The organism is Streptomyces sp. NPDC096193, assembly GCF_040302905.1.
GTDB lineage: Bacteria > Actinomycetota > Actinomycetes > Streptomycetales > Streptomycetaceae > Streptomyces.
The window spans coordinates 1-22,829 of record NZ_JBEOSJ010000012.1; the positions used below are offsets into that span (position 1 = coordinate 1).

Here is a 22,829-nt window from a genome sequence, read left to right on the forward strand (position 1 = left end):
GGCTACCAGGACCCCACCGGCCTCTACCACTACGCGGCCCGCTACTACGACCCCAACATCGGCCGCTTCACCCAACCCGACCCCTCCGGCCAGGAGAAGAACCCCTACCTCTACGCCGAAGGCGACCCCGTCAACCGCATCGACCCCACAGGGCTCGCAGCGTGGGACGCCCTGGGCATGGTGGGCGACGCCATTCAAGGCGTAAGCCACCTGGTTGAAGGTGACACTCGGGCGCTCTGGGGCGACGTCGCAGGGTTCGTGGCAGGCGCCGCCGTTCTAGCCGTGTGCGAGAGCATCATGCTAGGTGGAGCTATTCCCACGGCCGGCGCATCGGCAGTGGCGGGGCAAGCGGTCTGCTTTGCGGGATCCTGGGGCGCCAGCACCTTTGTTTCCAACACAGTCGGCGGATAGATGAAATGCGAGTGGGAGGGTCTTCACCGATCCTCCCACCCCTCATAACCCTGGAGAGGACTACGATGAGTCGTCTGGGATGGACTGTTGAACAGGAAGCCGGAGTAAAGCGCTATTTCGCGATTGGCTCCTTCTTCACACTTCTCGGAATAATACTCTCCGTGGTGCTCATTGCCATGGGGAACATTGGAGGATGGGCACTCCTTGCGATCGTTGTCATCACATGGAGTGCTGGTTACCTGTTTCTCAAGACGACGCGCAAAAGCCAACCTTGACGCATGCGTCGCAATGCAACCGCGCTGGGCAGTGCCCATCGGGAGCTGCAGCTTGTCCAGTTGGTAGCGGCCGAGCGGGGTGGTGATCGCATGGGCTGCGACAGCTCAAGATGCCTCCAGCGTCAGGAGGTTGTTCAGGGGGCGCAGTGGCGTTGCCAGGCCACCGACCAGCCCCGCTCGCGGGTTTCCCAGTGCGGATGGACCGCCTCGGTCCAGCTCGGAGCGGGCCGTGCCCCCGGCGGACACATGGAAATCAGAGGGGGTGTCTACGGCGCGCCCGCTTGTGTGGCCAATGGTTGGGTATGCCTTCCGGGCAATGAGGCTCTGATGCCCCTGGGCGCCGTGGCCGTCGTTCACCGGCTGAAGATGGACACTGAGGCCGACCAGGACACCTCAACACCCGCAGCGCCGAGTACAACCGGATCACCGTGTGGAAGGCAGCCTGGGTTCCGGTTGTCTCCCACGGCGCGGCTGATCGCACCTCGGGCCTGTATCTGGATGCCACGACCGGCTACCTGAGCCGCTGGTCCCGCTACAACGAACGCCCCGGCAACTGGTCGGCGCGAAGTTGGTGTGGCTCAGCAGGCTCGACTTCGCGCTGGAAGACCGGTGGCAGCCGGCTCACCGGCTGACCACATACGAGAAGGGGACCAGCCATGTGGGCCGGTCCCCCTCCTGCTTCACCTACTGGCGCTCGAGCTACGTCAGCCGATCTTGCGCCACGTGCAGGTAGTTGCGGCCGACGTGCAGTGCCCGAACCCCGGAATGTTCACGAAGAACCCGTCGCTGTCCAGCATTCGCCAGTCCGGCGCGCCCGGAACCCGCTGAACGCCTTCTGGTTCTGCAAACTCGGGATGGCACCGCTCCCTACCTCTCGGCCCTTTCGTCGCCGTGCTTCGCGGGCTTCGCCGCAGGTCTGTAGCTGGTGTCCTGTGCGATGCTGCCGTCGCCCTGACGGCCGCACCGACCATGGGAACGTCCCTCGGTGCCACTGCTGGCTGCTACGCAATCTCTTGGAGCGCGAGTCAGATCGCACAGATGCCGTTCCAGTAACCGACATGCTCCGGGGATAGGGAGCTCTGCCCCCGAAGCACATCCACCGTGTCTAGAAAGGTATGGAGAATGGAGCAGGTGAGTGTTTCGCTGCAACGTAAGGCGCGCGTCAAGAGGCTGGTGACCATCCTGCGCGTGCTGATTGTGGTGAGTGTTGCTCTATCCGTCTACTTTATGACCGCCGGCATGGTTGCCGGCGGTGGGACGCTGCTCGTCATGATGGGCATCGCATGGGCCGTGTCAGAGATCGTGATGCGGAAAGCCAGTTCGTAAAGTCGCAAGTGCCTCAGACCCCCCGCAGACGGGTCTGAAGCACTTGCCTTCCCACAGGACCGCCGATGTGGGACGCCCTCGACCGTTCGGCGATGTGGTACAGGCTGATCGGCCATGGGCAACCCAGGATGGTGGGCCCTTCATGCGCTCCTACCCACCCTGACCCTTGACTGGCTGTTCTCTATCCGTTCGCGTTCTCGGTCGGCCTCGAACAGGACCCTGGAATAGCAGCAGGCGCCGCATTCGGGGCGGTATGCGCGGCCGGCACAGCGACCACGGCTACTGCTGCCGGTGTCCCGTTCCTCATTCCCCTGAGTACCGCTGGCTGCGCTATAGCTGGCGACACCGTCAGTATGTAACCGCCGGGGCAATGGAAGACTCCCTGTAAACACACAGAAAGGCGGTGGTGGTTCCAGTGCAGAACTCGACACCAGATGGCGGAGAAATGCTGCAATCTGGCGATCCTCCAGGCAGGGAAATTGCCTCCGTCGGCCTCTGGGTCGCCCTATTCGCCGGCGTAGCTCTCGTGGTCCTTGGATTCATCGCGATACTGATGAATTTGGGTCCAGGGATCTGGATCACCCTTGTCGGTGCCCTGTTCACCGCAGGTATCGGCATGGCAATTCGGTTCCGTTCGTAGGCGCTCATACCGGTTGCCGCCCACGCATCGAATTGTCAATCGCAGACCCTACCCGCCCTCGAGGATCTGGGGCGGGTAGTTCTGTGCTGTCCGCGATAGTCCTCTGCCGAGCTCGTGGCGTGCTACGTCGGTGCGGACGTCTGCGAGCTCGCGGCGGATGCAGGCGATGCCGGTCCACAGGCAGTGGCCCATGTTGGAGGCCAGCGCGTCGATGGGGCACTTGTCGCCGTCGAGGCCGACGGCGTAGCAGCCCCGCTCGGGCAACCAGAACCGCTCGTTGAAGGCTTCCTTCAGCGCGGCGGCTCGCCCGCGCCAGTGGTCGACCGCCTCGAGGTCACCGGCCTCGTGAGCAAAGTGCGACCGGACGACGTAGGCCGCGTAGACATAGCTCTGCACCTCGCACAAGGCGATCGGCGGCTCGGCCAGGCTGCCGTCGGCGAAGTTGACACCGTCGTAGGAGTCCTTCCATCCCTGATTCAGCAGACCGTTGCTGGTCATCCGCTGGTATTCGACGAAGCCGTCACCGTCTCGGTCGCCGTGCTTCTCGACCCACTCCAGCGCCCGGTCGGCGTGAGGGAGCAGGGACTCGACGGCCTCGGGGGGCTATCCCCCAGCGGCTGAGCTCGCCGAGGACGATCACGAACAGCGGCGTGGCGTCGGCGGTGCCGTAGTACACGCTGCCACCGCCGCGTGCCAGCGGGAAGTCCAGCCCGAAACGGGTCTCGTGCAGGATGCGTCCCGGCCCTTCCTCGGTGGCGGGATCGATCCTCCGGCCCTGGGAGCGCGCCAGGGTCTGCAGGGTTCCCAGGGCCAGGTTCTGGTCCAGTGACAGTGCCATGTAGGACGACAGCAGCGAGTCCCAGCCGAACAGAGCCATGAACCAGGGCGCACCGGCGGCCACTGCCGTGTCCTCCGGGTGCGCCGGATCGAAGATGCGCAGCGCGCCGAGATCCTCCAGGCTGCGCCGCAGCGTCCGGTGCAGCTCCGGGTCCTCGATCTCCGTGATGCGCGGAGCGCTTTCGCGCCAGGCACGCAGGCGGCGTGCCGGTCCGAAGTCGCCCGGCTCCGTGCCCATCGGGAAGACGCCGTCGGCGTGCTCCTGGTCGACACCGGGGCGCACTTGCACAGTCGTGCGCCACTGGCCGCGCGCGGGCACCTCGGCACGGAAGTCCAGGCCGTCCGGCCGGGCGCGTGCGTCCTGGCTCTCCACCCGTACGCCACGCCATGCGGAGCCGGCTACGGAGGTCGAGCTCCAGGACCGGACCTTCGGGTTTGGCCGTCACTTCGCCCTGTGGGCGTACCCGGCTCTCCTTGACGGCGAAGACGTCGGCGAAGTCGGCATTCGATGTCCAGGGAGATTGTCACGGTCATCGCCCGTGCGCTCAGGTTGCGCAGGCTGAGGTCCTCGCGCATCCCCTCACCCACGTAGCGCGTGCGTTGCGTTCCACCAGCAGTTCGCTCTGTGAGACGTGGGGTGGCACGCGGGACAGGAACGTCGTGCGGTAGGGGTCGTGGGACATGACGGTCAGGTGGTGCGGGCGCAGCCTGTCCACGCTGAGCCGCCAGTCGGAGATGACCCGCATGTCGCGGAAGAACAGACCCTGCGGTGCCGCGGCCTCCATGTCCCCGGAGGCGCCTGAGACGCAGAAGGTCGGCCCCTCGACCAAGGTGACGGTGGCCGGGGTGAGTACGGCCGGTTCGCTTTCCTCGACGACCCGTCCGACCTCGTCAATCATGTCGCCTTCCTATCCCCTGGCGCCGGCGAGTTCGGCGAACTCCGAGGGCAGTTGGGCCAGTACGTGACGGAACTCGCCGTCGCTGACCGCGTCGCGCAGGGTGCTGAGTTCCGCACGCACTCCCTCGCGGGTCTTGTCCGGACTCATGCCGGAACGCCGACTCACCCTGTCGACGAACTCGTCCAGTCCGAAGCCCTCCGCTTCCGGGGTCGGGGCGATGAGGGCTGTCTTCAGCGGCTTGGGCAGCTCCGAGGCGAGATCATCCGCCTCGCCCCGGGTGAGCCGCTCGGCGAGCGTCTCCAGTGTGGCGTGCGTAAGGGCCTCAGCCTTGTCCGGTGGAACCCCGGACCGCCGGGACACCGTGTCGATGAAGGTCTCGTAATCCATGAGTTCTCTCCTCGTGCTTCTTCTCGAGCCCCAGTCCTGAACGGGGATTTGGTGCGAGCCGATGACCGCGCGGACGTCGCGGCGGGTTGGAGACAGCGGCCAGGCGGCCGACCGGGTCACGCTCGGGCCACGTCCCGATAGAGGGACGTCTGTTGCAGAAGCTGACGGTCGTCCAGGAAGCCCTCCCGGACACGGCGTCGGGCACCGGCCCCCAGTGCGTTCGCCAGGTACCGATCAGCGACCGGGCTGCTGGTCTGCGCGGCGAAGGACGCTCCGTCACGAGGATCGTCGAGCAGAATGCCGTGCAGTCCGTGCTCCATCTGGTCACGGATGCCACCGCCAGCGCTGGCGATGACCGGGCGTCCTTTCCACATGGCTTCCGTCACGGTCAGGCCGAATCCCTCCGCCAGGCTTTTCTGCGACACCACCGCCGCCGAACGCTGCACGGCATTGACGATCATCGCGTTCTCCTCGGCATCGGCCATCGGCAGGCAGGCCAGGTGCGCTCGAATGCGCACCCGATCGGCCAGCCGGTGCCACAGCGCCGCACATTCCGCGAAGACCCGCCCGCTTTCCGGGTCGTCGACGACGCCGTGGACATCCGGGCCCACCAGGGCCAGGTGGGTGCTGTCCAGCCCGCCGCCTGCATCCGCGAAGGACGTGAGCACGCCGGCCATGTCCTTCAGCGGATCCCAGCGGGAGACCTGCACGATGAGCGGCGCATCGGCAGGGGGCAGTGAAGCACTGCACACGCAGGTCGGGTCCCGCTGTATCCGGCCCATCGAACCGTCACCGCGTCGGTAGATCGCCGGGCCGTCCCGGTCCGCGGGCGCACGCAGCCCGATGCGGCTCAGGATCGCCGACGCCGTCGATGGGGCAAGGGGGCGGTTCCTGGCCGACAGCGGATCGATCGACGGCCGGATCACGGCAACGGGGCGTCCGGCGAGCCAGCCGGGAACATATTGCGCCCGAGAGAACACGTAGGCATCCGCCGTCTCCAGCCAGGGCCGCAGAAATGCCCATGCCCGCTCCGTGTACCCGTTGCGGGCGTCCGTGCCGACATGACACCGCCAGATCACCCGCGCCCCGGCCCGCTGCAGATGGGTGACGAGTCCAGCGGCCTGCGGATCGTGCAGGGTAACCACGTCTCCCGGCCGAACCGCAGACAGCAGGGTGCGCGCATTGGCCTCGCAGACCGCCGCGTAATGCCGGGCTCCGGCCCCGGTCGAGTGGTGGCCCGGAGGCGTCAGCTCCGTGCAGGAAGTGGTGCAACTGCTTGGTCAAGGCGAAGAAGGCGGGATCGCCCTGCATGGTGAACCACCGTGCGTCCAGCCCCGCCCCACGGTCGTATCGCTGCAGCCGATGCAACATCTCGGCCACACCGCCACCGTTCATCGTCGAGTTCACGTCGATGAGCCGGCGGCCGGAGAGTGCTTCTCTCACGCCGCGGAAGGCGGTGGCCAGCTCGGCGGCCCGGGCGGGCCCGATCATGTTGCCCAGAAGGATGGGATCGGCGCCCATGACGTGGGCTTCCTGGGGAACCGGTGACACGGCAACCGGTGGCTGAGGGAAGGCTGCCAGTGGCTGTGCGGTGCTGGTGTATGCCATCGTGCTGCCGCCTGCGCATCTGGTGGAACGTTCAGAAATTCGACGCTGTCCAGGTTCCGGTCACGAGCACCGCTCCTTCCTCCGCCCGGCACTACCAAAATCGAAGAACGCGCTGGACCCGCCAGGACAAGCGGCAGCCCGTTTCAGCGCGGCGAGCCGGCGTTCCAGGTCCGGTGGGTACCCGGGATCCGCAGGTGGCGACGGGCGCGGGGGCGGCAACCCGGGGCACGATGCAGATCAGATGCCCGGTGCGACGTTCCGTGCTGGTTCACCTAGACGTGCCTCGCTCCCCCCTCCCTGCTCTTCGGTGGCGCGGAACGGGTACGGACCCGGGAAGCCGGTTGCTGCGGGCAAAAATTTCTGCGGCCTGGGCGTCGGTGGTGCAGCACTCGAACCACCAGGCACAGATGCTTTCGCAATCGCTGGCTTTCCGCGCACCTCTTGTCCGGCGACAACCGCGTCACGCGGGCCGTGTGAGTTCGTGTGGCCGGCCAGGTCGGCTCGGGCTGCGCCGCGGCCTTCGCCGCTGGAATCAGCCCCTCCCGCCGTGGGGTCTGTGCTCGCAGCCTCGGCGGCCGAAGGGAACCCGCTTCCGGTCGGTGACCACTGGTTTCACTCGGCCTGGAGTAGCCCGAGCCCGCGCTGCTCTGCTCATGCATCTGCCTGCGTGAGTCTCGTGTGCTTGAAGTCGATACGGGTACGCGCAGCGCGTGACCAACGAGAGTGGAGCGCGTGACCAATGTGAGTGAGGAGTGTTTTCCATGGCACACGCGACAGTCGAAGAAGTGCTGGGGGCTCTGAAGAATGTCGACTTCCCGGCAGACAAGAACCAGCTGTTGGACGAGGCCCGTTCCACCGGCGCCTCTGACGAGGTGATCTCCGCCCTGCGCGGCATCCCACCGGAGACCTACGACAACCGTGAGGAAATCGCCCGTTCCGTCCGGACCGATCCTGACTCGGACCTGGGGCTCAGTCCGGGACAACGCGGCGAGCAGGCACGCCAGGGCGGCAAGCCCGGCATGTCGCAGCACCTGCGTGAGGTGCCCAAGCCGCCGGTGGAAGAAGAGCTGGACCGCTGATACCGGGGTGGCTGGGTAACTGGCCGAGCCGGGCGGGACAGCAGTGAGCATCGGCCGCCGAGCGACCGGTAAGTCCGGCGGCCGGCGTGAAAGCCCTGCACGTCTGACGTACTCGTGGAGCTCCAGGCGTCCGGCACGTCAGTCCCACCACCCGTGTCCGCCAAGGCCCAGCGAACTGGTCAGAAAGACCTTCTCCTGCGTGCAGCACCGGCGCGAGCACGAACGACAGATGCGGCTGGCGGACGAGGCACTCGACGCGGGGATACCCGGGAGATCGCTGGGGATGACGACACCAATCCCCTCCCGGGGCCATACCGCAGTGCTTGCCGGGTTCCATGGAACGCAATGCCTGCGGGCCGGGCGTACACGCCACCGTCAAGCGGTGCGCCGTTCGACGGCTTACGGGTTCGACACCGTTCTCGACGTACGGTTCGAGGGCCGCAACGGATTCCGTGTCCCGCCGACGCCGAACGGTTCGTGCCTCATGAGCGCCGCAAAGCCTGTGACGCCCCGGCGATCACACAGGACCGCCACGGACCGCGATGCCCGCTGGAAGCGCCAAGTCCGCGCCTTGCCGAGCCGGCCGGGTCAGACGGGCCGGATGTTCTCCGCCTGAGGACCCTTCTGGCCCTGAGTGACGTCGAACTCGACCGTCTGGCCCTCCTGCAGCTCGCGGTAGCCCTGACTGGCGATGTTCGAGTAGTGGGCGAACACGTCAGGACCGCCGCCCTCCTGCTCGATGAAGCCGAAGCCCTTCTCGCTGTTGAACCACTTGACCGTGCCCCTGGCCATGACTCTCTCCTTCGAGCGGACCGGGCCCGCGTCTTCGGCGCCCGGCAGGAGCCGCCTTGGTCCGAAGAGACGCTGAACAGCGAAAACGCCCGTGTGTGCGATCACGGGCGAATGACTTCGGAACCACGACTGCTCAACTTCGACGCTACACCCGCGGAGCCCGGGGCGCATCGGCGACAAGGTGGTCACGAGGCTCGCCTCACACCCCCTGTGGCTGGGCCTCGGCACGTCTGACGGAGACCGGTGCGGTGGTCGCCGGATGCGAGGATGGTGCGGATGACGATCTCCGATGCCGTGTACGCCGCCATAGGGGTGGGTGCCCTCGCCGCCGCCGTGCTGCCGCGGCTGGTGTTCCGTAGACCACTGTCGATGCCGATGGTGTTCCTGGCCGCGGGGACGGCCGTCGCGCTTCTGCCGCTCCCGCTGCCCGTGGTCGATCCAATGGGCCAACGGTTGTGGGTGGAGCACGCGACAGAAGTCTGCGTGATCATCTCGCTGATGGGAGCCGGCCTGGCCCTCAACCGCCCATTCGGCCTGAGGCGGTGGGCCGGTCCGTGGCGGTTGCTGGGCCTGGCGATGCCGCTGACGATCGCCGCGACCACGCTGCTCGCCATAACGCTGCTCGGGTGGCCGCCGGCTGCCGCGCTGTTGGTGGCCGCAGTGCTCGCTCCCACCGACCCGGTCCTCGCCGCCGAAGTCCGTGTCGGCGAGCCTGCTGATTCCGAGGAGGACGACGACGAGGTCCGCTTCAGCCTGACCGCTGAGGCCGGGCTCAATGACGGCCTGGCTTTCCCGTTCGTCCTCGCAGCCATCGCCCTGGCGGCAGTAGCCGGCGGTGGCTGGTCCGCCGGCTGGATCGGGCCCTGGGTTCTCGGCGACCTCCTCGCCAAAACGGCGATCGGGGTCCTCACCGGACTGGCGACCGGCCGTCTCCTGGGATGGATGTTCTTCCGCGCCAGGCCTTCCGCCGTGCGCCTGTCCGAGCACCTCGAAGGGTTCGTCGCCCTCGGCGCTACCTTCCTGGCCTACGGCATCGCCGAACTCGCCCACGGTTACGGCTTCCTCGCCGTGTTCGTCACCGCCTGCTCGATCCGGGCCGCCGAACGCACCCACGGCTACCACAAGGTCCTTCACGAGTTCACCGAACAGATCGAGCGCCTCCTGACGGCCTTCCTGCTCTTCCTCCTCGGCACCTACCTGGCCAACGGCGGCCTGAGCAGCCTCAGCTGGCCCGCCGCCTTCCTCGGGCTCCTGCTGATCCTGGCCGTCCGCCCGATCACCGCCTGGATCTCCCAGGCCCGCCTGCCGATCGGCCCCCGTGAAAGGATCGTCACCTCCGCATTCGGCATCCGCGGAATCGGCTCGCTGTTCTACTTGTCCTACGCGCTGGGACAGACCGACGCTTTCGCCGCCCTCGGCGACCAGATGTGGTCACTCGTCGCCTTCACGGTCCTCATCTCGGTCGTGGTCCACGGCACTGCCGCGGCACCCACCATCATCCGTCTGGACCGACTCCGCGGCAGAACCAACCAGCCACCCTGACACATCATGCGCGACACCCTCTCGTTCACCTGGCTGAGCCACCCGCTCACCCCGGCAGTCCGGCGTACCCGCTCTCTGCTGCGCACGGTGCCACATGACACGGCATCGGCGCGGGCCTTCGCCCAAGCGGCGGCGGGCCTGCCCTGGGTGCCCGACAACGCGAACCCGTTCCACGCGACTGGAGAACAGACCGAGCAAACTCGAGGACGCGCAACGACATTCCACGGCGCGCCTAGACATCGGCTGATCACAGCGCCCACAGTCTCCACCGGCGTCGTCGCCCAGCGCTCGCCGCACCGGAGCGCAACAGCCGCACGGTAACGCGGCCGAAGGCATGTGCTGCCGGCGACCGAGCAGCGGAGCAGTTGGATGGTGCCGACGGGTGTTTGCGCTCGGCCATGTGGGGAGGTCTGCGGCCAGTCGGAGACGTCATGTGACGCGGGTGGCGTCGCATGTGTGCGGATCAGTCCGTCTTCGCCTGGAGAACGATGTCCCTCATCATGGAGATTGCCGTCGGCCAAGGCGACCTGGTCGCGGCACGCATGCAGATGGCGCTGTCGCTGGGCTGGCACATCGTGCTGGCATGTCTGGGCGTCGGCATGCCGGCGATCACCCTCATCGCTGAGTGGCGCGGCCACCGCACCGGCGATGTGCACTATCGCCTTCTGGCGCGCCGCTGGGCACGTGCGATGGGCGTGTTGTTCGCGGTGGGGGCGGTCTCGGGCACCATCCTGTCGTTCGAGATGGGACTGCTGTGGCCAGGACTGATGGGGACCTACGGCCAGGTCATCGGGCTGCCCTTCTCGCTGGAGGGCATCGCATTCTTCATCGAGGCGATTTTCCTCGGCATCTATCTCTACGCCTGGGACCGGATGCCACCCGTGCCGCACATGTTGTCCGGTATCCCGATCGTCGTGGCCGGGGTTGCGAGCGCCTTCTTCGTGGTGACCGCCAACGCATGGATGCAGGTGCCCACCGGCTTCGAGGAAGTCGACGGCCAGATTGTGTCTGTTGACCCGTGGGCAGCGATGTTCAACCCGGCCACCCCGCCGCAGACCGTGCACATGATCCTCGCGGCGTTCATGGTGGCCGGCTTCCTGATGGCGAGTGTGTATGCGGTGGCGATGCTCCGCGGCCGCCGGGATCGCTACCACCGACTCGGCTTCCTGATCCCCTTCACCCTCGCCGCCCTGGTCACGCCCGTTCAGATCGGCGTCGGCGACTGGGCCGCGCACTTCGTCGCGGCGAACCAGCCCGTGAAACTCGCCGCTATGGAAGGCGTGTTCCACACCGAGCGCGGTGCGCCGCTGCACCTGGGTGGGGTCGCGGTCGACGGCGAGCTGCGCTATGCGCTGGAAATCCCCAACGGGCTCTCGCTCCTCGCGCACTGGTCCCCGAACTCGGAGATCGCCGGGCTGGAGAACGTGGCCGAGGCAGACCGCCCACCGGTCAACATCACACACTGGGCATTCCAGATCATGGTCGCTATGGGCTTCGCGTTGCTCGCGTTGTCGCTCTGGATGGCCCTCGCGTGGAAGCGACGGCGGGATCTGCCGGGCTCACCGTGGTTCTTACGCGCGGCGGCGCTGTCCGGAGTGGCCGCCGTCCTGGCGCTGGAAGCCGGCTGGACGGTCACAGAGGTGGGACGCCAACCGTGGATCGTCTACGGGGTGATGCGCACCTCGGAGGCAGTCAACCCCGCACCGGGTCTCGTCTGGGGATTCGTCCTGGTCTCACTGGTCTACGCGGCGCTGACCGTCGCCACCGTGTATGTACTGCGCAGGTTGGCCCGTGACCAGCCCGTGCCGGTCGCCCCGCAGGAACGCGACGTCGCCGATTACAAAGTCATCTGAGGTTCCCATGGATCTACCGGGCATCATGCTGATCGTGTTGTGGATCGGGCTGACAGCATATGTGCTGTTCGGCGGCGCTGACTTCGGGGGCGGGGTATGGGACCTGCTCGCCGGCAGCGCAGAGCGCGGTCGAGACCAGCGAGCTCTTGTCGAGCACTCGATCGGGCCGGTGTGGGAGGCGAACCACGTCTGGCTGATCTTCGTGATCGTCCTGACCTGGACCGGCGTCCCCGAGGTGTTCGCCGCCATCTGCTCCACGCTCTACATTCCGCTGACCGCCGTCGCGCTCGGCATCATCGCGCGTGGTGCGGCGTTCGCATTCCGCAAGGTCAGCGTCGGATTGTGGCGACAGAGACTGTTCGGCGCCACATTCGCGTTCTCCTCGCTGGTCACACCGTTCTTCCTCGGTACGGTCGCCGGCGCGATCGCGTCCGGGCGGGTACCGCCGGGTATCGGGGCCGGCGATCTCGTCACCAGCTGGGTCAATCCCACCTCTGTGGTCACCGGTCTGCTGGCGGTCGGTATCGCGGCGTATCTGGCCGCCGTGTATCTCACCCGCGACGCTCAGCGCACCGGCGACGAGGCACTCACCGCGCTGTTCCGGCGGCGTGCACTGGGCACCGGCATGGTCGTCGGGGTGCTGTCTGCTGTCGGTCTGGTCGTGCTGCACGCCGATGCCAGTCCCCTGTTCGACGAGCTGACGTCTGGCGCCGCGCTGCCGTTCACCATGCTGTCGGTGGCGGCCGGCGTGCTGTCCCTGGTGCTGCTGGCGTGGGGCCGCTGGTACCTGACCGTGCGTCTCACGGCCGCGCTTGCCGTGACCGGCCTGCTGTGGGGATGGGGTATCGGGCAGTACCCCCAGCTGCTGCCTGGCCTGAACCTTGAGGAGGCGGCCGCGACGGACACCGTACTCGCCGCCAGTCTGGGCGCGCTGGCCGTCGGTGCCGTACTGCTGCTGCCTTCTTTGTGGTGGCTCTACACGACATTCCAACGCGACCGTACGCGATACGAATGACACCAACTGATGTACGTGGTTGTCGAGTCGCTGCGTAAGCGCCGCAGGCGTTCATCGACCACCGGGTTCATGCGCTCACTCCTCGCGGCTCGCCAAGAACGAATGCGAATCGATGGGGGAAGGCGAGGACCGATCCGGGTGGGCGGAGGCGCTGGACCGCGTCCCCCACATCGGGGTTGTTCGTGTCACGCCTGATGCGGTGCGTGATGCTCTGTCAGTCCCGCGTGCCAGGGTGTGCGTATGGCTCTCATCACTCTGGATCTCCCCACCCCTGCTCAACTCCGTCCGCGCTGGGCCGCTTTCGCCGCGGTGGTCGCGGCACGCGGCTGGGGGGATGGCTGCCGCGCCGACGACGCCCGCTGGCACTACGACGACGCGGGCGGCAACTGGCTCGACCTGCACCACTTCGAGGACGGTCGGGCCCTGTTCGTCGGCCACGACCACGAGTACAGCAACACCTACTACGGCCCCGCCGCCGAGTACTTCCAGGAACAGGAGACGGACCTCCTGGCCGGCGCGCCCGCCTGGTGGGAGCCGCCAGTACGCGCCGTGCAGGAGGCCGGGCAGTGGGTGGGCTTCGTCTACGGCTTCGAGGACGGTCGCTGGCAGTGCGCAGAGTACGAGCCCGACGACGGCTTCGACAGCGTGGGACTGCCCGCACTCAGCGCGGAGATGACGGTGGAGTCCGTCACCGAATACACCAAGGACTCACCAGGCATGCAGACACCACCGCCGACAGCGGCGATCGAAGCGCTCGTCGCAGCGGACTGCCTGATCACGGAAGACCTGCTGACCGCCGTCATCGGCCCCCAACCCGCCACACCCCCAGCATGGAACCCATCAGCCGGAGTAGCCGCAGCACACGCCTTCCGCGCATGGCCACGCCACAGACAGTAACCAGCGGCCAGTCGCGCACCAGCACGCAAGTCAAGGTCCCCACCCGGCCGTAGAAGGCGACCGCCCCGGCCCACCCGTTCAAAGAGGCCGCCCCGAAGGCGTCCCCGTATCGGCGCTCCCAGCACGACTGGTGTCACAGGCACGTGGGCCTGGCTCAGGTGGAGACAGGCGCCGGGGACAGGGCGGTGCGCAGAGCGAAGACGCCGAGCAGGCCGCCTGCCGTGAACCGTTGGGCGGTCATGACGCGGGGCCGGGCCGCCAGAAACCCCGACACGCGAGCTGCGCCCAGCACGATCAAAGCGTTCACGGAGATCCCCACGATGATCTGCACGCCACCGAGTTGGAGCAATTGTCCCCAGGCCGGACCGGCCTGCGGGTCCAGAAACTGGGGCAGTAGGGCGGCATACACAAGAGCGATCTTGGGGTTGAGCAGGTTGGTCAGCAACCCCATCGAGAACAGGCGGGCGTCGGAGACCGGAGGCAGGTCCTGAGCCGGGGCGAAGAGCGAGCGGCCGCCGGGCTTGAGCATGCCCCAGGCGAGGTAGGCCAGGTAGGCGGCCCCGGCAAGCTTGACCACCGTGAACGCCACCGGCACGGCAGCGAACAACGCGGACAGGCCCGCAGCCGCGGCCAGCAGATAGCACACGAATCCCACGGCTGTCCCACTGAGGCTGACCAGGCCCGCTCTGCGGCCTTGGGTGATCGCGCGGGAGGCGAGGTGGATCATGTTCGGTCCCGGAGTCAGGGCCATGCCCAGTTCGACCAGGGCCACTCCCCCGACTGCTGCCAGAGTGATCACCGGTCAACCTCCTGGTCGTTCATCGAGCCCCTGATGCGGAATGGGGCCGCCCGGTTGCGACGGACGGCTACGACACATCAGCAGCGCTGTCTCGCTCTCTGGAGAATACGGCCTTGCCGTTCGGTGCCTTCATGCGCCCCCGACCCCGTTCCTCCCCGCCGACGACATCGACGACAGCCGACTCTCCACCCCCGTTTTCCTCTCGTTCAGCAACCTGCTGAATGAGAGGTGTTCGGCTCGCGGCTGAAGCGCCGACGCCCTGGATGGCGGCAGCCTTGATGCCCGCAGCGCCGTTTGAGGCAGTCGAACGGAACCGCAGTGCCCGGGGCCCGACTCCCGCCGGAGAGCGCGGCAGGCGGTGCCTGTCGATGAGGTGGCGCCGCAGGACCGGCCTCACCACCCGCAGTCGATGTCGGCCGATCCGCCACGGACAACCGGATCGGTGCTCGTACCGCTGACTCTCAGAAGGCCGCCGTCCCGTCTCCAGTCCAACTCGTATGTGCCTGCGCCGACGGGCCGGTAGCCATCGTCGACCGTCCAGGCTGCCGACTTGCCCAGGGCCAGGCCGGTCGGCCCCACCGCGTACGCCTCGCCATTGCCGATCACAAGAAAGGACGTCTCCCGCACCACGGCCGTGCAGCCCTCCGGCCCCGCAGGTCGCAGTACGTGGTACTCCGCGTCCGATATCAGATCATCCGCCGCTCCCCATGCGATGCCCAGCATCGCGGTCACGATCAGCAAACTGCCGACCAGCCGTGCTGACACGGCTCGCTTCCGCGGGAGGCTCGGAGGGTCGGCCGGGCGGTCCACCCGGGCGAGGGCCCACCGCAGAACGAGTGCCATGACAAGGAGAATTGCGCTCACCACCCAGCCGGGCACCACCCGCCCCTGCAAGACCAGCAGGAGGCTGCTCCAGATCGCCACGGCGGCGAGGGCCGGACTCCCGACGCATGCTGCTGTGAAGACGGCGGGTGACACCATCGCCCTGTGCTGTGTACGCGTTTCGATCACAGCGGGTAGGACTCTCTCCACACGCCGACCGTTGCCCTGATGGGTGGAAACGGACAGACTTTTGGGGTTTCGACCTGCGTCCATCAACGCCGGCCGAATCGGGCGCGGATGCCGTGGTGCTGGTGGCTTCCTCGGCAGCTACGCGCTCGGCTCGGGCGGAGCGTCCGCTATGCCCGTGCGGTTGCGGACAACGGCGGGGCGATCCGGGCACGCTCACGACCGGGTGTTGTTTGCGGCCCGGTGGCTTGCGGGGAACAGGGGGTGTTCACCTGTCGCCTGTAGTGCGACACCTCCTTCGCCGCCGTCGCCCAAGCAGGCGCCGACATACGGGAGATCGGCACCCTCGTCGCTGCCGGCGAACCGAACCAGGACTCCAGGATCTCGCGGATGCCGGCGGCGCAGCGGGCCCGCCCCGACAGCGAGGAGCCGGAGATGTGCGGGGATGCCATGGTGGGACATGGGGCGCCGGGATGGTCGGGCCCGGTGCCGAACGAGGCAGCCGTTCGGTTTCAGACCATGTCCGCCCCTCGCAGCAACAGCTGTGCGACCGCGATGCCGGCGACCGTGATCGCCACCCGGAACGGCCAACGGCTCCGTGTTCCCGACGGCACGGCCGTGCCTGACACCGCGATGACGACGGCAGCCGTCGCCAGCATCCAGTCCAGAGCCGCAAGCGGTCCGGGCGGCCCCGCTACAAGCACGCCCACAGCCGACAGCATCGTCATCGGGCCCAGCCACCGGCAGGCCGCCCGCCCCATCCTCTGTGGCAGTCCGCGCACGCCGGTCGCGAGATCGTCCGCAATGTCCGGAAGAACGTTCACCAGGTGCGCGCCCACGCCCAGAAGCGCGCCGGCCATCACAGCCCACCAAGCCGGCCAGGCCGGCGAGGGCAGGCCCAGGGTGACGAAGGCAGGCAGCGAGCCGAAGCCCACGGCGTAAGGCAGCGGGGAGAGCACGGTCTGCTTCAGCCGTAGGTTGTACGCCCAGCCGGCGGCGGTACCGGCCAGATGCACGGCGCCCGCGGCTGCGCCGCTGAGCAGCGACAACGGCACGCACAGCGCCAAGGCCGTGCCCGCCGCAACAGCCACCGCTCGGCGCGGGAGTTCACCGGCGGCCACCGGCTTGTCGCCGCGGCTGCACAGTGTGTCGCGTTGTGCGTCGACCGCGTCGTTGCACCAGCCGACCGAGAGTTGACCGGCCAGTACCGCTGCTGCGACGGCCGCCGAACCTGCCGGCCCGCGGCCGGAGGCCAGGGCCAGCGCGGTGACGAAGACCGTCACAGCAAGGGCCGGCTCCAGGTGGCAGGAGCGCAGCAGGGCGGGGACACGGTGTGTCGTGGGGGCAAGGGTCTCGGAGGGGTGTAGAGACACGAGTGCAGGTATAGGTCATGTGCGAGATGGAAGGCATTACCGACATGCGTGTCCCCGTCATCACCGGTGCCGATGCTTTCTCCGTCCGTACCGCGCCGAGCGGCTCGGCTGCACCCGCAACGGCCACCACGGTCGCCGCTGTGCGCACCGCACTGCCGCCGCACCGTTACGCCCAGGACGACCTCACCGAACCGATCGGTGACCTGTGCCTGCCCCCGGAGGCCGACCGCGCTGTGCTGCGTCGCCTGCATGCCTCCGCCGGCGTGCGCACGCGCCACCTCGCACTCCCGATCGAGCAGTACGCCGAGCTCGGCGATTTCGGTCAGTGCAACGACGCCTGGATGGCTGCGGGCCTCGAACTGGCCGAGGAAGCCCTCACCGGCGCGCTCGAGGAGGCGGGACTCGAGCCGGCTGACGTCGACCTACTGGTGTGCGCCTCCATCACCGGTATCGGCGCCCCGTCACTCGATGCCCGGCTGGCCGGACGCGTGGGGCTGCGGCCCGACATCAAAAGGCTGCCGGTGTTCGGCTTGGGATGCGTTGCGGGGGCAGCCGGTCTCTCCCGGGTGCACGACTACCTGCGGGGCCATCCTCACGACACTGCTGTACTCCTCACCGTAGAGCTGTGCTCGCTCACGCTCCAGCAGGGTGACGACTCCCCCGCCAACCTCGTCGCCGGCGCCTTGTTCGGTGACGGCGCGGCAGCGCTCGTTGCCCGCGGCAGTGGTTGTGGCACCGGGGCCGCCAACCGGCCCGGCCGAGCCGGGCCCTCGGTGGTCGCGACATGCAGCCGTCTGTATCCGGACACTGAGCAGCTCCTGGGGTGGGACATCGGCGCCAGCGGATTCCGCGTCGTGATCGACGCCGGTGTCCCTGGCATCGTGCGGGATCACTTCGGCCGGCATCTGCGCGCCTTCCTGGCCGAACACGGCCTCACCGTCGACGACATCGAGACGTGGATGTGTCATCCGGGAGGCCCCAAGGTGCTCTCCGCTGTGACCGACACCCTCGGACTACCCGACGACGCCCTCGACAGTGCGCGGCGTTCTCTCGCAACAGTGGGGAACATGTCGTCCGTCTCCGTACTGCACATCCTGCAGAACACCTGGCAGTCCCTTCGGCCAGAGCCCGGTGCCTGGGGCCTGCTGATGGCGATGGGCCCAGGGTTCTGCTCCGAACTCGTCCTACTGCGCTGGTGAGCGGCCACATGACCTGGTACACGCTGCTCGTTCTGGCCGTCGCCGTCGAACGCGTCGCCGAACTGATCGTCGCCCGGCGCAACGGGGCATGGACCCTCGCGCGCGCCGGCGTGGAGTACGGCCGCGGCCACTACCCGGTCATGGTCGCCCTGCACACGGGTCTGCTCGTGTGCTGTCTCCTCGAACCCACGATCACCCACCGCCCGTTCGTGCCCGCCCTGGGATGGTCCATGCTGGCGCTGACTCTGCTGGCCCAAGCACTGCGCTGGTGGTGCATCACCACGCTCGGGCCGTACTGGAACACACGCGTCATCGTCGTTCCGGGCGCGCGTCTGATCAGCGCCGGCCCCTACCGATTCCTACGTCACCCGAATTACGTCGCCGTCGTGGTGGAGATCGCCGCCCTGCCCCTGGTGCACTCGGCATGGCTGACCGCAACGGCCTTCACTCTGGCCAATGCCATCCTGCTCACGGTCCGTGTCCGCTGCGAGAACACGGCCCTCGCGCGGACGTTGCCCGCGTGAGCGGCCGGCACGACCTACTCATCGCGGGAGGAGGGCCGGCAGGACTGGCGACCGCCCTGTACGCCGCGCGCGCGGGCCTCGACACCGTCGTGGCAGAGCCACGCCAGGCACCGGTCGACAAAGCTTGCGGCGAGGGACTGATGCCCGGCGCCGTCCACGCCCTCACCGCCCTCGGCCTGCAAATTGCCGGCTACCCCATTGCCGGCATCCGCTATGTCCAGGGCACACGCCAAGTTCAGGCATCGTTCCGGCAAGGCCCCGGCCTCGGTGTGCGCCGCACCAGCCTCCACGGCGCTCTGCACCGGGCCGTTCTGGCGGAGGGGGTGCCCGTACTGCCTGTACGAGTGGAGGACGTGCAACAGGACACCACAGGTGTTTCCGTCCCCGGCACCGGTCTGCGCGCCAGATGGCTGGTGGGCGCTGACGGCCTGCATTCACCGGTACGCCGCTCTGTCGGCCTGGGAGTGCAGCCCTGCGGGGCACCCCGGTACGGACTGCGTCGCCACTACGCCGTGCCTCCCTGGACTGAGCATGTCGAGGTGCACTGGGGGCCGCATGCGGAGGCGTATGTCACCCCGATCGGCCCCGAACTCGTGGGCGTCGCCCTGCTGACCGCCCAGCGCGCCCCCTTCGACATCCAGCTGGCGCGCTTCCCCGAGCTCGCGGCCCGCCTCCCCGCTCAAGCGGCCGCGACCGTGGTGCGAGGCGCGGGGCCACTGCGCCAGACTGCCCGCGCCCGATTCCAGGGTCGGGTACTGCTCGTGGGCGATGCCGCGGGATACATCGATGCGCTCACCGGCGAAGGCATTTCCCTCGCCCTCGCCGGCGCCGAAGCCTTGGTCCGCAACGTGCGCCGAGGCACACCATGGCGCTACGAGGCAGACTGGAAAGGCGCGACCCGCCGCCACCGACTGCTGACGGAACTCCTGGTACGGGCCAGACAACAGCCGGGGCTCGCACCGCACATCGTGCCTACAGCCGAACGTCTGCCGCGAGTCTTCGCGGCGGCGGTGAACGCGCTGGCCTGAGACCCCGCCCCGACGGGATGGCCGCCGGGCCTCAGCGACAGCGCATCGGCCGCACATGTCCGACGAAGGAAAGACGGCGTACGCTGCCCCGTCGGTTTCACCACATCCTTCCGACCCCTGGCAGTCGGGCGCATGGTTGTGTGACCGGTCTCGGAAGTCGCCGTTCGGATCACCGGACGCGGCCCTTCGGGTGATGGTCGAGTGCCTCACGAGCCAAGCAGCCCATGCGGGGGTATGACGTCTGATCAGAATTCAGGCCCTGACCCGCACGAGGAGCTCGGTGATGTACGCAGCAGTCCGGCGGTACGAAGGCGTGACGGATCCGGCTGAGGCGGGACGCCGCGTGAACGAGGGGTTCGTGCCGCTCATGCGCCAGGTTTCAGGTTTCGTGGCCTATTACTGGGTTGATGCCGGGGACGGAGTGATGGTCTCGACCAGCGTCTTCCGGGACCGGGCCGGCGCCGCGGAATCGATCTCGAAGGCGGCAGACTTCGTGCGAGACAACCTCGCGTCACTGCTTCCCCACCCTCCCCAGGTCATGGCCGGGGAGGTTTTGGCTTGCTCGTGAACGACGCGGATGCGGAGGAGCTGACCACCGGCCGGGACTGGTGAACACCGACTCTGGCTGGTCACGCGTGCCACTGTCTCTCGCGTCGACACGAGTCCGCCCTTGCTCGAACTCGAACGAGAGCAGAGAGAGGGAGTTGGGCCGGAGCGTGATGGCCGTGTGCTTCCGCCCAGTCCCGAACGGGTCGGGCGTCGCGGCTCATCGCCCGGAGGACGCTCTCGTTCGCCCAGGCCGACAGCCACGAGCTCGACAAAGGACTGGAGCCGGCGAGGATCTGCGCGGGCGCCCTTGCGAGCTTCTCGGGGAAGGCCCAGGTGATGACGCCCGCCCTCTGATCCTGGCCCCGAGGTGGCCGCTCCGAGCGTAACGAGCTCCCCACATCGGAGGTGCTGTTGACGCAGCGGCCCGTAACCTCGTGATTGAGGACGCCAGAGGCCATGCGTATCCACTCGGAGGAGGCGACGGTGCTCGGGAGAGGCACGCGGTTGCTCGCGGGCGTCGTGATGGTGGCGTGCGTGGCGATTGTCGGCCCCAGTGCACCGAGCGGCGCCCTTTTCGCCAGGTCACTGCCCGTCGAAGCCGCCAAGGATGTCGTACCGAACAGGGTCATGACGTGGAACATCTGCAACCCCTGCGAGGGCAGCAACGTCGACCGGGCGGCGGCGATTGCCACATATGCGCCGCAGCTCATCGGCCTGCAAGAAGCCTGCGTGCGTGACGTCGAGAGGATCCGCGGCCACCTGAAAAGGCGGCACGGGCTGGTTTACCACGTCGAGTACGGGACGGTTCTTCGGGATTGGGACCGCTGCGGAGGTATGCCGTGGAGTCCGGGGGCTTACGGCCAGGCGATCCTCTCGGCGGCACCGATGACAGACCGCCACCACGTGGAATACCCCGACGGAGGATCCGAAGACCGGGGGTACATGGCCGTCACCACCCTGGTCAAGGGCCGGCATGTCCGGGTCTTCAATACACACCTCGCCCAACGACGTCAGGAAGCAGTCCGAGCGGAGCAGACCCGTGTACTCGCCGCAGACGTCGCCCAGCACGACCGCGCGATCGTACTCGGCGACTTCAACGCCGTGCCGGACGCTCCCGAACTCGCCCCGATATGGGCACTGGCCGCGGATGCAGACCCCCAGTGCCAGCCCTCATCCTTCGGCACCTGCAAAGTGACGACCGACTGGCAGAGCAAGTTCGACTACATCTTCCTGCGAGGCGTCGTCGCGCGTGGGCACCGCGTACAGCCCACCTCCCACTCGGACCACCACCTGCTGTACGCCGACGTGGACTCAACCTGAGCAGGCATCCTGGCCGGTCCGGCCGGTGATCGCGGAAGCCGTCGATCCGCTTCGCCTGGCCCGTGCCCACGTGGCTTGCCCAACGCCACCACCGCCCACGAGGGAACGGCGAGGCGGGCGCGCTCAGGCACACCCACCGATGGAGGCGTTCCGGCCGGCGGGGTGCGGCTGTGCGGGCCGTCCATGGCCCCTCTTCGGGAGGGACCCGCTCGAGAACGGGTTGGCGAACTCGGCAGATTCGACGTGGGCACAGTGCCATCGTCAGCGGCACGTTGAGGTGGACAACGTCCCGGCTGTCGCACGACTACCGCACCATCGGCGAGACCTCACGACCGGAACCCGCCACCGTGTTCCACGCGTCCCTATCATGGTCAACGGATGTCACGCAGGAGGGGAAAGCGGTCGTGATGGCGACAGGGACAGCGCTCACTGAGCGGATCGCCGAGAGCAGAAGAGGCGCGGGGGACCCACGGGCGCTGGTCGGTGAGATGAGGCGGTCGGTCCTGCTCGTACCGGTGTCCGGCGGCGGTCTGTGGTCGGCCCGTTCGGGCGGGGTGCGCTGGATCTGCGCCTTCACCGACGAGTCGGCGCTCGCCCTGTTCGCACGGAGCCAGGGACCCGGGGACCACCCCTGGGAGTTCGCGGCGTTGCTGGGGGCGCGCATCGTGGACGAGGTCGTGCCGTCGCTGGACGAGCCTGCCGGGCTGGCGGTCGACATCGCGACCGAGGACGGGTCGATGTTCTTCCCGCCGGTCGCTGGGATCGTGCCGGACGGTGTCGCGCTGGACGTGGACGCGGAAGGGAACGCGCGGTGAGCGGCGGGGGCGGGGAGCTCGCCTTCGACAAGGCGTCCGTCGCCAAGTTCACGAAGGGCGTGGGCGCGACCATCGACCAGCTCGGTGAACTCGGCGGAGCCACCGGTTCGGTGATGGGCAAGGGCTTCTCGGGACTGTCGATGACCGGGATGGAGGCCGGGCACCACGGGCTCTCGGTCGACTTCGAGGACTTCTGCGAGCGCTGGGAGTGGGGCGTGCGCGCCCTGGTGAGCGACGCCAGCGCGATCGCGAACCGTCTGGGTCTGGCGGCGGGCACCCAGTGGGAGCACGACCAGTACGTCGAGGGCGCGTTGAAGGTGGGCGTCAACTCCGTGATGGGTGGCAACCCGCACGCCACGGAGGAGGAGATCACCCAGCAGGGCTGGGGCGACGTGTTCACGCCGGACTACCTGAACCCGGACTGGAGCGCGGAGTCGTTCGACAAGGCCGGTCAGGAAATGGGCCAGACCTGGAAGGACACCGGCCGCACGGTGCTCACCGAGGGCCAGGGCGGCCGGCAGTCCGACATGCTCAACGACGCGCTCGGCGTATCCGACGAAGAGTTCGACCGGGCGCTGGACGACACCTTCGGCCCATCGCCGGAGGAGCGTGCCCAGCAGGCGCAACAGCAGGATGACACGGGGGGCAACTGA

At 68.0% G+C, this 22,829-nt stretch carries 26 protein-coding genes; 15 read left to right on the forward strand and 11 right to left on the reverse strand.

Features of this window, described 5'->3' with window-relative positions; translation table 11 throughout:
• Together ABTX78_RS18770 and ABTX78_RS18775 are read left to right on the forward strand one after the other, a co-directional pair.
• Window positions 1-411, forward strand: a 411-nt coding sequence (locus ABTX78_RS18770) for an RHS repeat-associated core domain-containing protein (RefSeq protein ID WP_352207880.1), incomplete at its 5' end; no start/stop codon positions are given.
• A 1,397-nt stretch (window positions 412-1,808) separates the two neighbouring features.
• Window positions 1,809-2,012, forward strand: coding sequence for a hypothetical protein (locus ABTX78_RS18775; RefSeq protein ID WP_352207881.1), 204 nt, complete (start codon window positions 1,809-1,811; stop codon window positions 2,010-2,012).
• Window positions 2,013-2,700: 688 nt separating this feature from the next.
• Here ABTX78_RS18775 and ABTX78_RS18780 read toward each other — a convergent pair.
• The 6 genes from ABTX78_RS18780 to ABTX78_RS36155 form a co-directional block, all read right to left on the reverse strand.
• On the reverse strand, window positions 2,701-3,234 hold the full coding sequence (locus ABTX78_RS18780) for an amylo-alpha-1,6-glucosidase (RefSeq protein WP_502993901.1): 534 nt from the start codon (window positions 3,232-3,234) through the stop codon (window positions 2,701-2,703).
• A complete protein-coding gene (locus ABTX78_RS18785) occupies window positions 3,173-3,862 on the reverse strand; it encodes a glucosidase family protein (protein ID WP_352207883.1) in 690 nt (229 codons plus the stop codon). The genes ABTX78_RS18780 and ABTX78_RS18785 overlap by 62 nt, the downstream gene beginning before the upstream one ends.
• 172 nt (window positions 3,863-4,034) lie before the next feature.
• The gene (locus ABTX78_RS18790; RefSeq protein WP_352207884.1) at window positions 4,035-4,388 is read right to left on the reverse strand and encodes a glycogen debranching N-terminal domain-containing protein; all 354 of its coding nucleotides are present in this window, start codon (window positions 4,386-4,388) and stop codon (window positions 4,035-4,037) included.
• 9 nt (window positions 4,389-4,397) lie between these two features.
• Complete coding sequence (locus ABTX78_RS18795) at window positions 4,398-4,775, reverse strand: DUF2267 domain-containing protein (RefSeq protein ID WP_352207885.1); 378 nt, start codon at window positions 4,773-4,775, stop codon at window positions 4,398-4,400.
• A 116-nt stretch (window positions 4,776-4,891) separates the two neighbouring features.
• A complete protein-coding gene (locus tag ABTX78_RS36150) occupies window positions 4,892-5,557 on the reverse strand; it encodes a glycosyltransferase (protein ID WP_502993897.1) in 666 nt (221 codons plus the stop codon).
• Between the two features lie 7 nt (window positions 5,558-5,564).
• Window positions 5,565-6,146, reverse strand: coding sequence for a hypothetical protein (locus ABTX78_RS36155; RefSeq protein ID WP_502993902.1), 582 nt, complete (start codon window positions 6,144-6,146; stop codon window positions 5,565-5,567).
• Here ABTX78_RS36155 and ABTX78_RS36160 point away from each other — a divergent pair.
• Both ABTX78_RS36160 and ABTX78_RS18810 read left to right on the forward strand, forming a co-directional pair.
• Window positions 6,030-6,323, forward strand: coding sequence for a hypothetical protein (locus tag ABTX78_RS36160; protein WP_502993905.1), 294 nt, complete (start codon window positions 6,030-6,032; stop codon window positions 6,321-6,323). The two genes, ABTX78_RS36155 and ABTX78_RS36160, sit on opposite strands and share 117 nt — an antisense overlap.
• Window positions 6,324-7,144: 821 nt before the next feature.
• Window positions 7,145-7,462 (forward strand): DUF2795 domain-containing protein, encoded by a 318-nt coding sequence (locus ABTX78_RS18810; RefSeq protein WP_352207886.1) that lies wholly within the window; start codon window positions 7,145-7,147, stop codon window positions 7,460-7,462.
• 588 nt (window positions 7,463-8,050) lie between these two features.
• On the opposite strand, the gene ABTX78_RS18815 is transcribed toward ABTX78_RS18810, so the two are convergent.
• The gene (locus ABTX78_RS18815) at window positions 8,051-8,254 is read right to left on the reverse strand and encodes a cold-shock protein (RefSeq protein ID WP_352207887.1); all 204 of its coding nucleotides are present in this window, start codon (window positions 8,252-8,254) and stop codon (window positions 8,051-8,053) included.
• Window positions 8,255-8,530: 276 nt separating this feature from the next.
• Here ABTX78_RS18815 and ABTX78_RS18820 point away from each other — a divergent pair, with 276 nt between their 5' ends.
• From ABTX78_RS18820 to ABTX78_RS18840, 4 genes are all read left to right on the forward strand, one after another.
• A complete protein-coding gene (locus ABTX78_RS18820) occupies window positions 8,531-9,796 on the forward strand; it encodes a cation:proton antiporter (RefSeq protein WP_352207888.1) in 1,266 nt (421 codons plus the stop codon).
• Between the two features lie 500 nt (window positions 9,797-10,296).
• The gene (locus ABTX78_RS18830) at window positions 10,297-11,649 is read left to right on the forward strand and encodes a cytochrome ubiquinol oxidase subunit I (RefSeq protein ID WP_352207889.1); all 1,353 of its coding nucleotides are present in this window, start codon (window positions 10,297-10,299) and stop codon (window positions 11,647-11,649) included.
• Window positions 11,588-12,664 (forward strand): cytochrome d ubiquinol oxidase subunit II, encoded by a 1,077-nt coding sequence (locus tag ABTX78_RS18835; protein ID WP_352207890.1) that lies wholly within the window; start codon window positions 11,588-11,590, stop codon window positions 12,662-12,664. The genes ABTX78_RS18830 and ABTX78_RS18835 overlap by 62 nt, the downstream gene beginning before the upstream one ends.
• A 240-nt stretch (window positions 12,665-12,904) precedes the next feature.
• A complete protein-coding gene (locus ABTX78_RS18840) occupies window positions 12,905-13,561 on the forward strand; it encodes a proteophosphoglycan 5 (RefSeq protein ID WP_352207891.1) in 657 nt (218 codons plus the stop codon).
• Between the two features lie 154 nt (window positions 13,562-13,715).
• Here the strand turns inward: ABTX78_RS18840 and ABTX78_RS18845 are convergent, their stop codons facing one another.
• From ABTX78_RS18845 to ABTX78_RS18855, 3 genes are all read right to left on the reverse strand, one after another.
• Window positions 13,716-14,360, reverse strand: coding sequence for a LysE family translocator (locus ABTX78_RS18845; protein ID WP_352207892.1), 645 nt, complete (start codon window positions 14,358-14,360; stop codon window positions 13,716-13,718).
• A gap of 393 nt (window positions 14,361-14,753) precedes the next feature.
• On the reverse strand, window positions 14,754-15,203 hold the full coding sequence (locus ABTX78_RS18850; RefSeq protein WP_352207893.1) for a hypothetical protein: 450 nt from the start codon (window positions 15,201-15,203) through the stop codon (window positions 14,754-14,756).
• A 677-nt stretch (window positions 15,204-15,880) separates the two neighbouring features.
• The gene (locus tag ABTX78_RS18855) at window positions 15,881-16,741 is read right to left on the reverse strand and encodes a UbiA family prenyltransferase (RefSeq protein ID WP_352207894.1); all 861 of its coding nucleotides are present in this window, start codon (window positions 16,739-16,741) and stop codon (window positions 15,881-15,883) included.
• Window positions 16,742-16,785: 44 nt separating this feature from the next.
• Here ABTX78_RS18855 and ABTX78_RS18860 point away from each other — a divergent pair, with 44 nt between their 5' ends.
• From ABTX78_RS18860 to ABTX78_RS18875, 4 genes are all read left to right on the forward strand, one after another.
• On the forward strand, window positions 16,786-17,940 hold the full coding sequence (locus ABTX78_RS18860) for a type III polyketide synthase (protein ID WP_352207895.1): 1,155 nt from the start codon (window positions 16,786-16,788) through the stop codon (window positions 17,938-17,940).
• Window positions 17,941-17,948: 8 nt separating this feature from the next.
• Complete coding sequence (locus tag ABTX78_RS18865; protein WP_352207896.1) at window positions 17,949-18,464, forward strand: isoprenylcysteine carboxyl methyltransferase family protein; 516 nt, start codon at window positions 17,949-17,951, stop codon at window positions 18,462-18,464.
• Window positions 18,461-19,492: an NAD(P)/FAD-dependent oxidoreductase gene (locus ABTX78_RS18870; RefSeq protein WP_352207897.1), complete on the forward strand. Its 1,032-nt coding sequence runs from the start codon at window positions 18,461-18,463 to the stop codon at window positions 19,490-19,492. The genes ABTX78_RS18865 and ABTX78_RS18870 overlap by 4 nt, the downstream gene beginning before the upstream one ends.
• A gap of 283 nt (window positions 19,493-19,775) precedes the next feature.
• Complete coding sequence (locus ABTX78_RS18875; protein WP_352207898.1) at window positions 19,776-20,060, forward strand: hypothetical protein; 285 nt, start codon at window positions 19,776-19,778, stop codon at window positions 20,058-20,060.
• A 61-nt stretch (window positions 20,061-20,121) separates the two neighbouring features.
• Here the strand turns inward: ABTX78_RS18875 and ABTX78_RS18880 are convergent, their stop codons facing one another.
• A complete protein-coding gene (locus ABTX78_RS18880; RefSeq protein ID WP_352207899.1) occupies window positions 20,122-20,499 on the reverse strand; it encodes a DUF6882 domain-containing protein in 378 nt (125 codons plus the stop codon).
• On the opposite strand from ABTX78_RS18880, the gene ABTX78_RS18885 reads away from it, so the two are divergent.
• The 3 genes from ABTX78_RS18885 to ABTX78_RS18895 all read left to right on the forward strand — a co-directional run bounded on the left by ABTX78_RS18885 (window position 20,498) and on the right by ABTX78_RS18895 (window position 22,829).
• The gene (locus ABTX78_RS18885; protein WP_352207900.1) at window positions 20,498-21,361 is read left to right on the forward strand and encodes an endonuclease/exonuclease/phosphatase family protein; all 864 of its coding nucleotides are present in this window, start codon (window positions 20,498-20,500) and stop codon (window positions 21,359-21,361) included. The two genes, ABTX78_RS18880 and ABTX78_RS18885, sit on opposite strands and share 2 nt — an antisense overlap.
• A gap of 407 nt (window positions 21,362-21,768) precedes the next feature.
• Entirely contained in the window at window positions 21,769-22,176 is a 408-nt protein-coding gene (locus tag ABTX78_RS18890) for a hypothetical protein (RefSeq protein WP_352207901.1), read from the forward strand.
• Window positions 22,173-22,829 carry a hypothetical protein gene (locus ABTX78_RS18895; RefSeq protein WP_352207902.1) on the forward strand — a complete coding sequence of 219 codons (657 nt, stop codon included), beginning with the start codon at window positions 22,173-22,175 and terminating at the stop codon, window positions 22,827-22,829. Before ABTX78_RS18890 ends, ABTX78_RS18895 begins: the two co-directional genes overlap by 4 nt.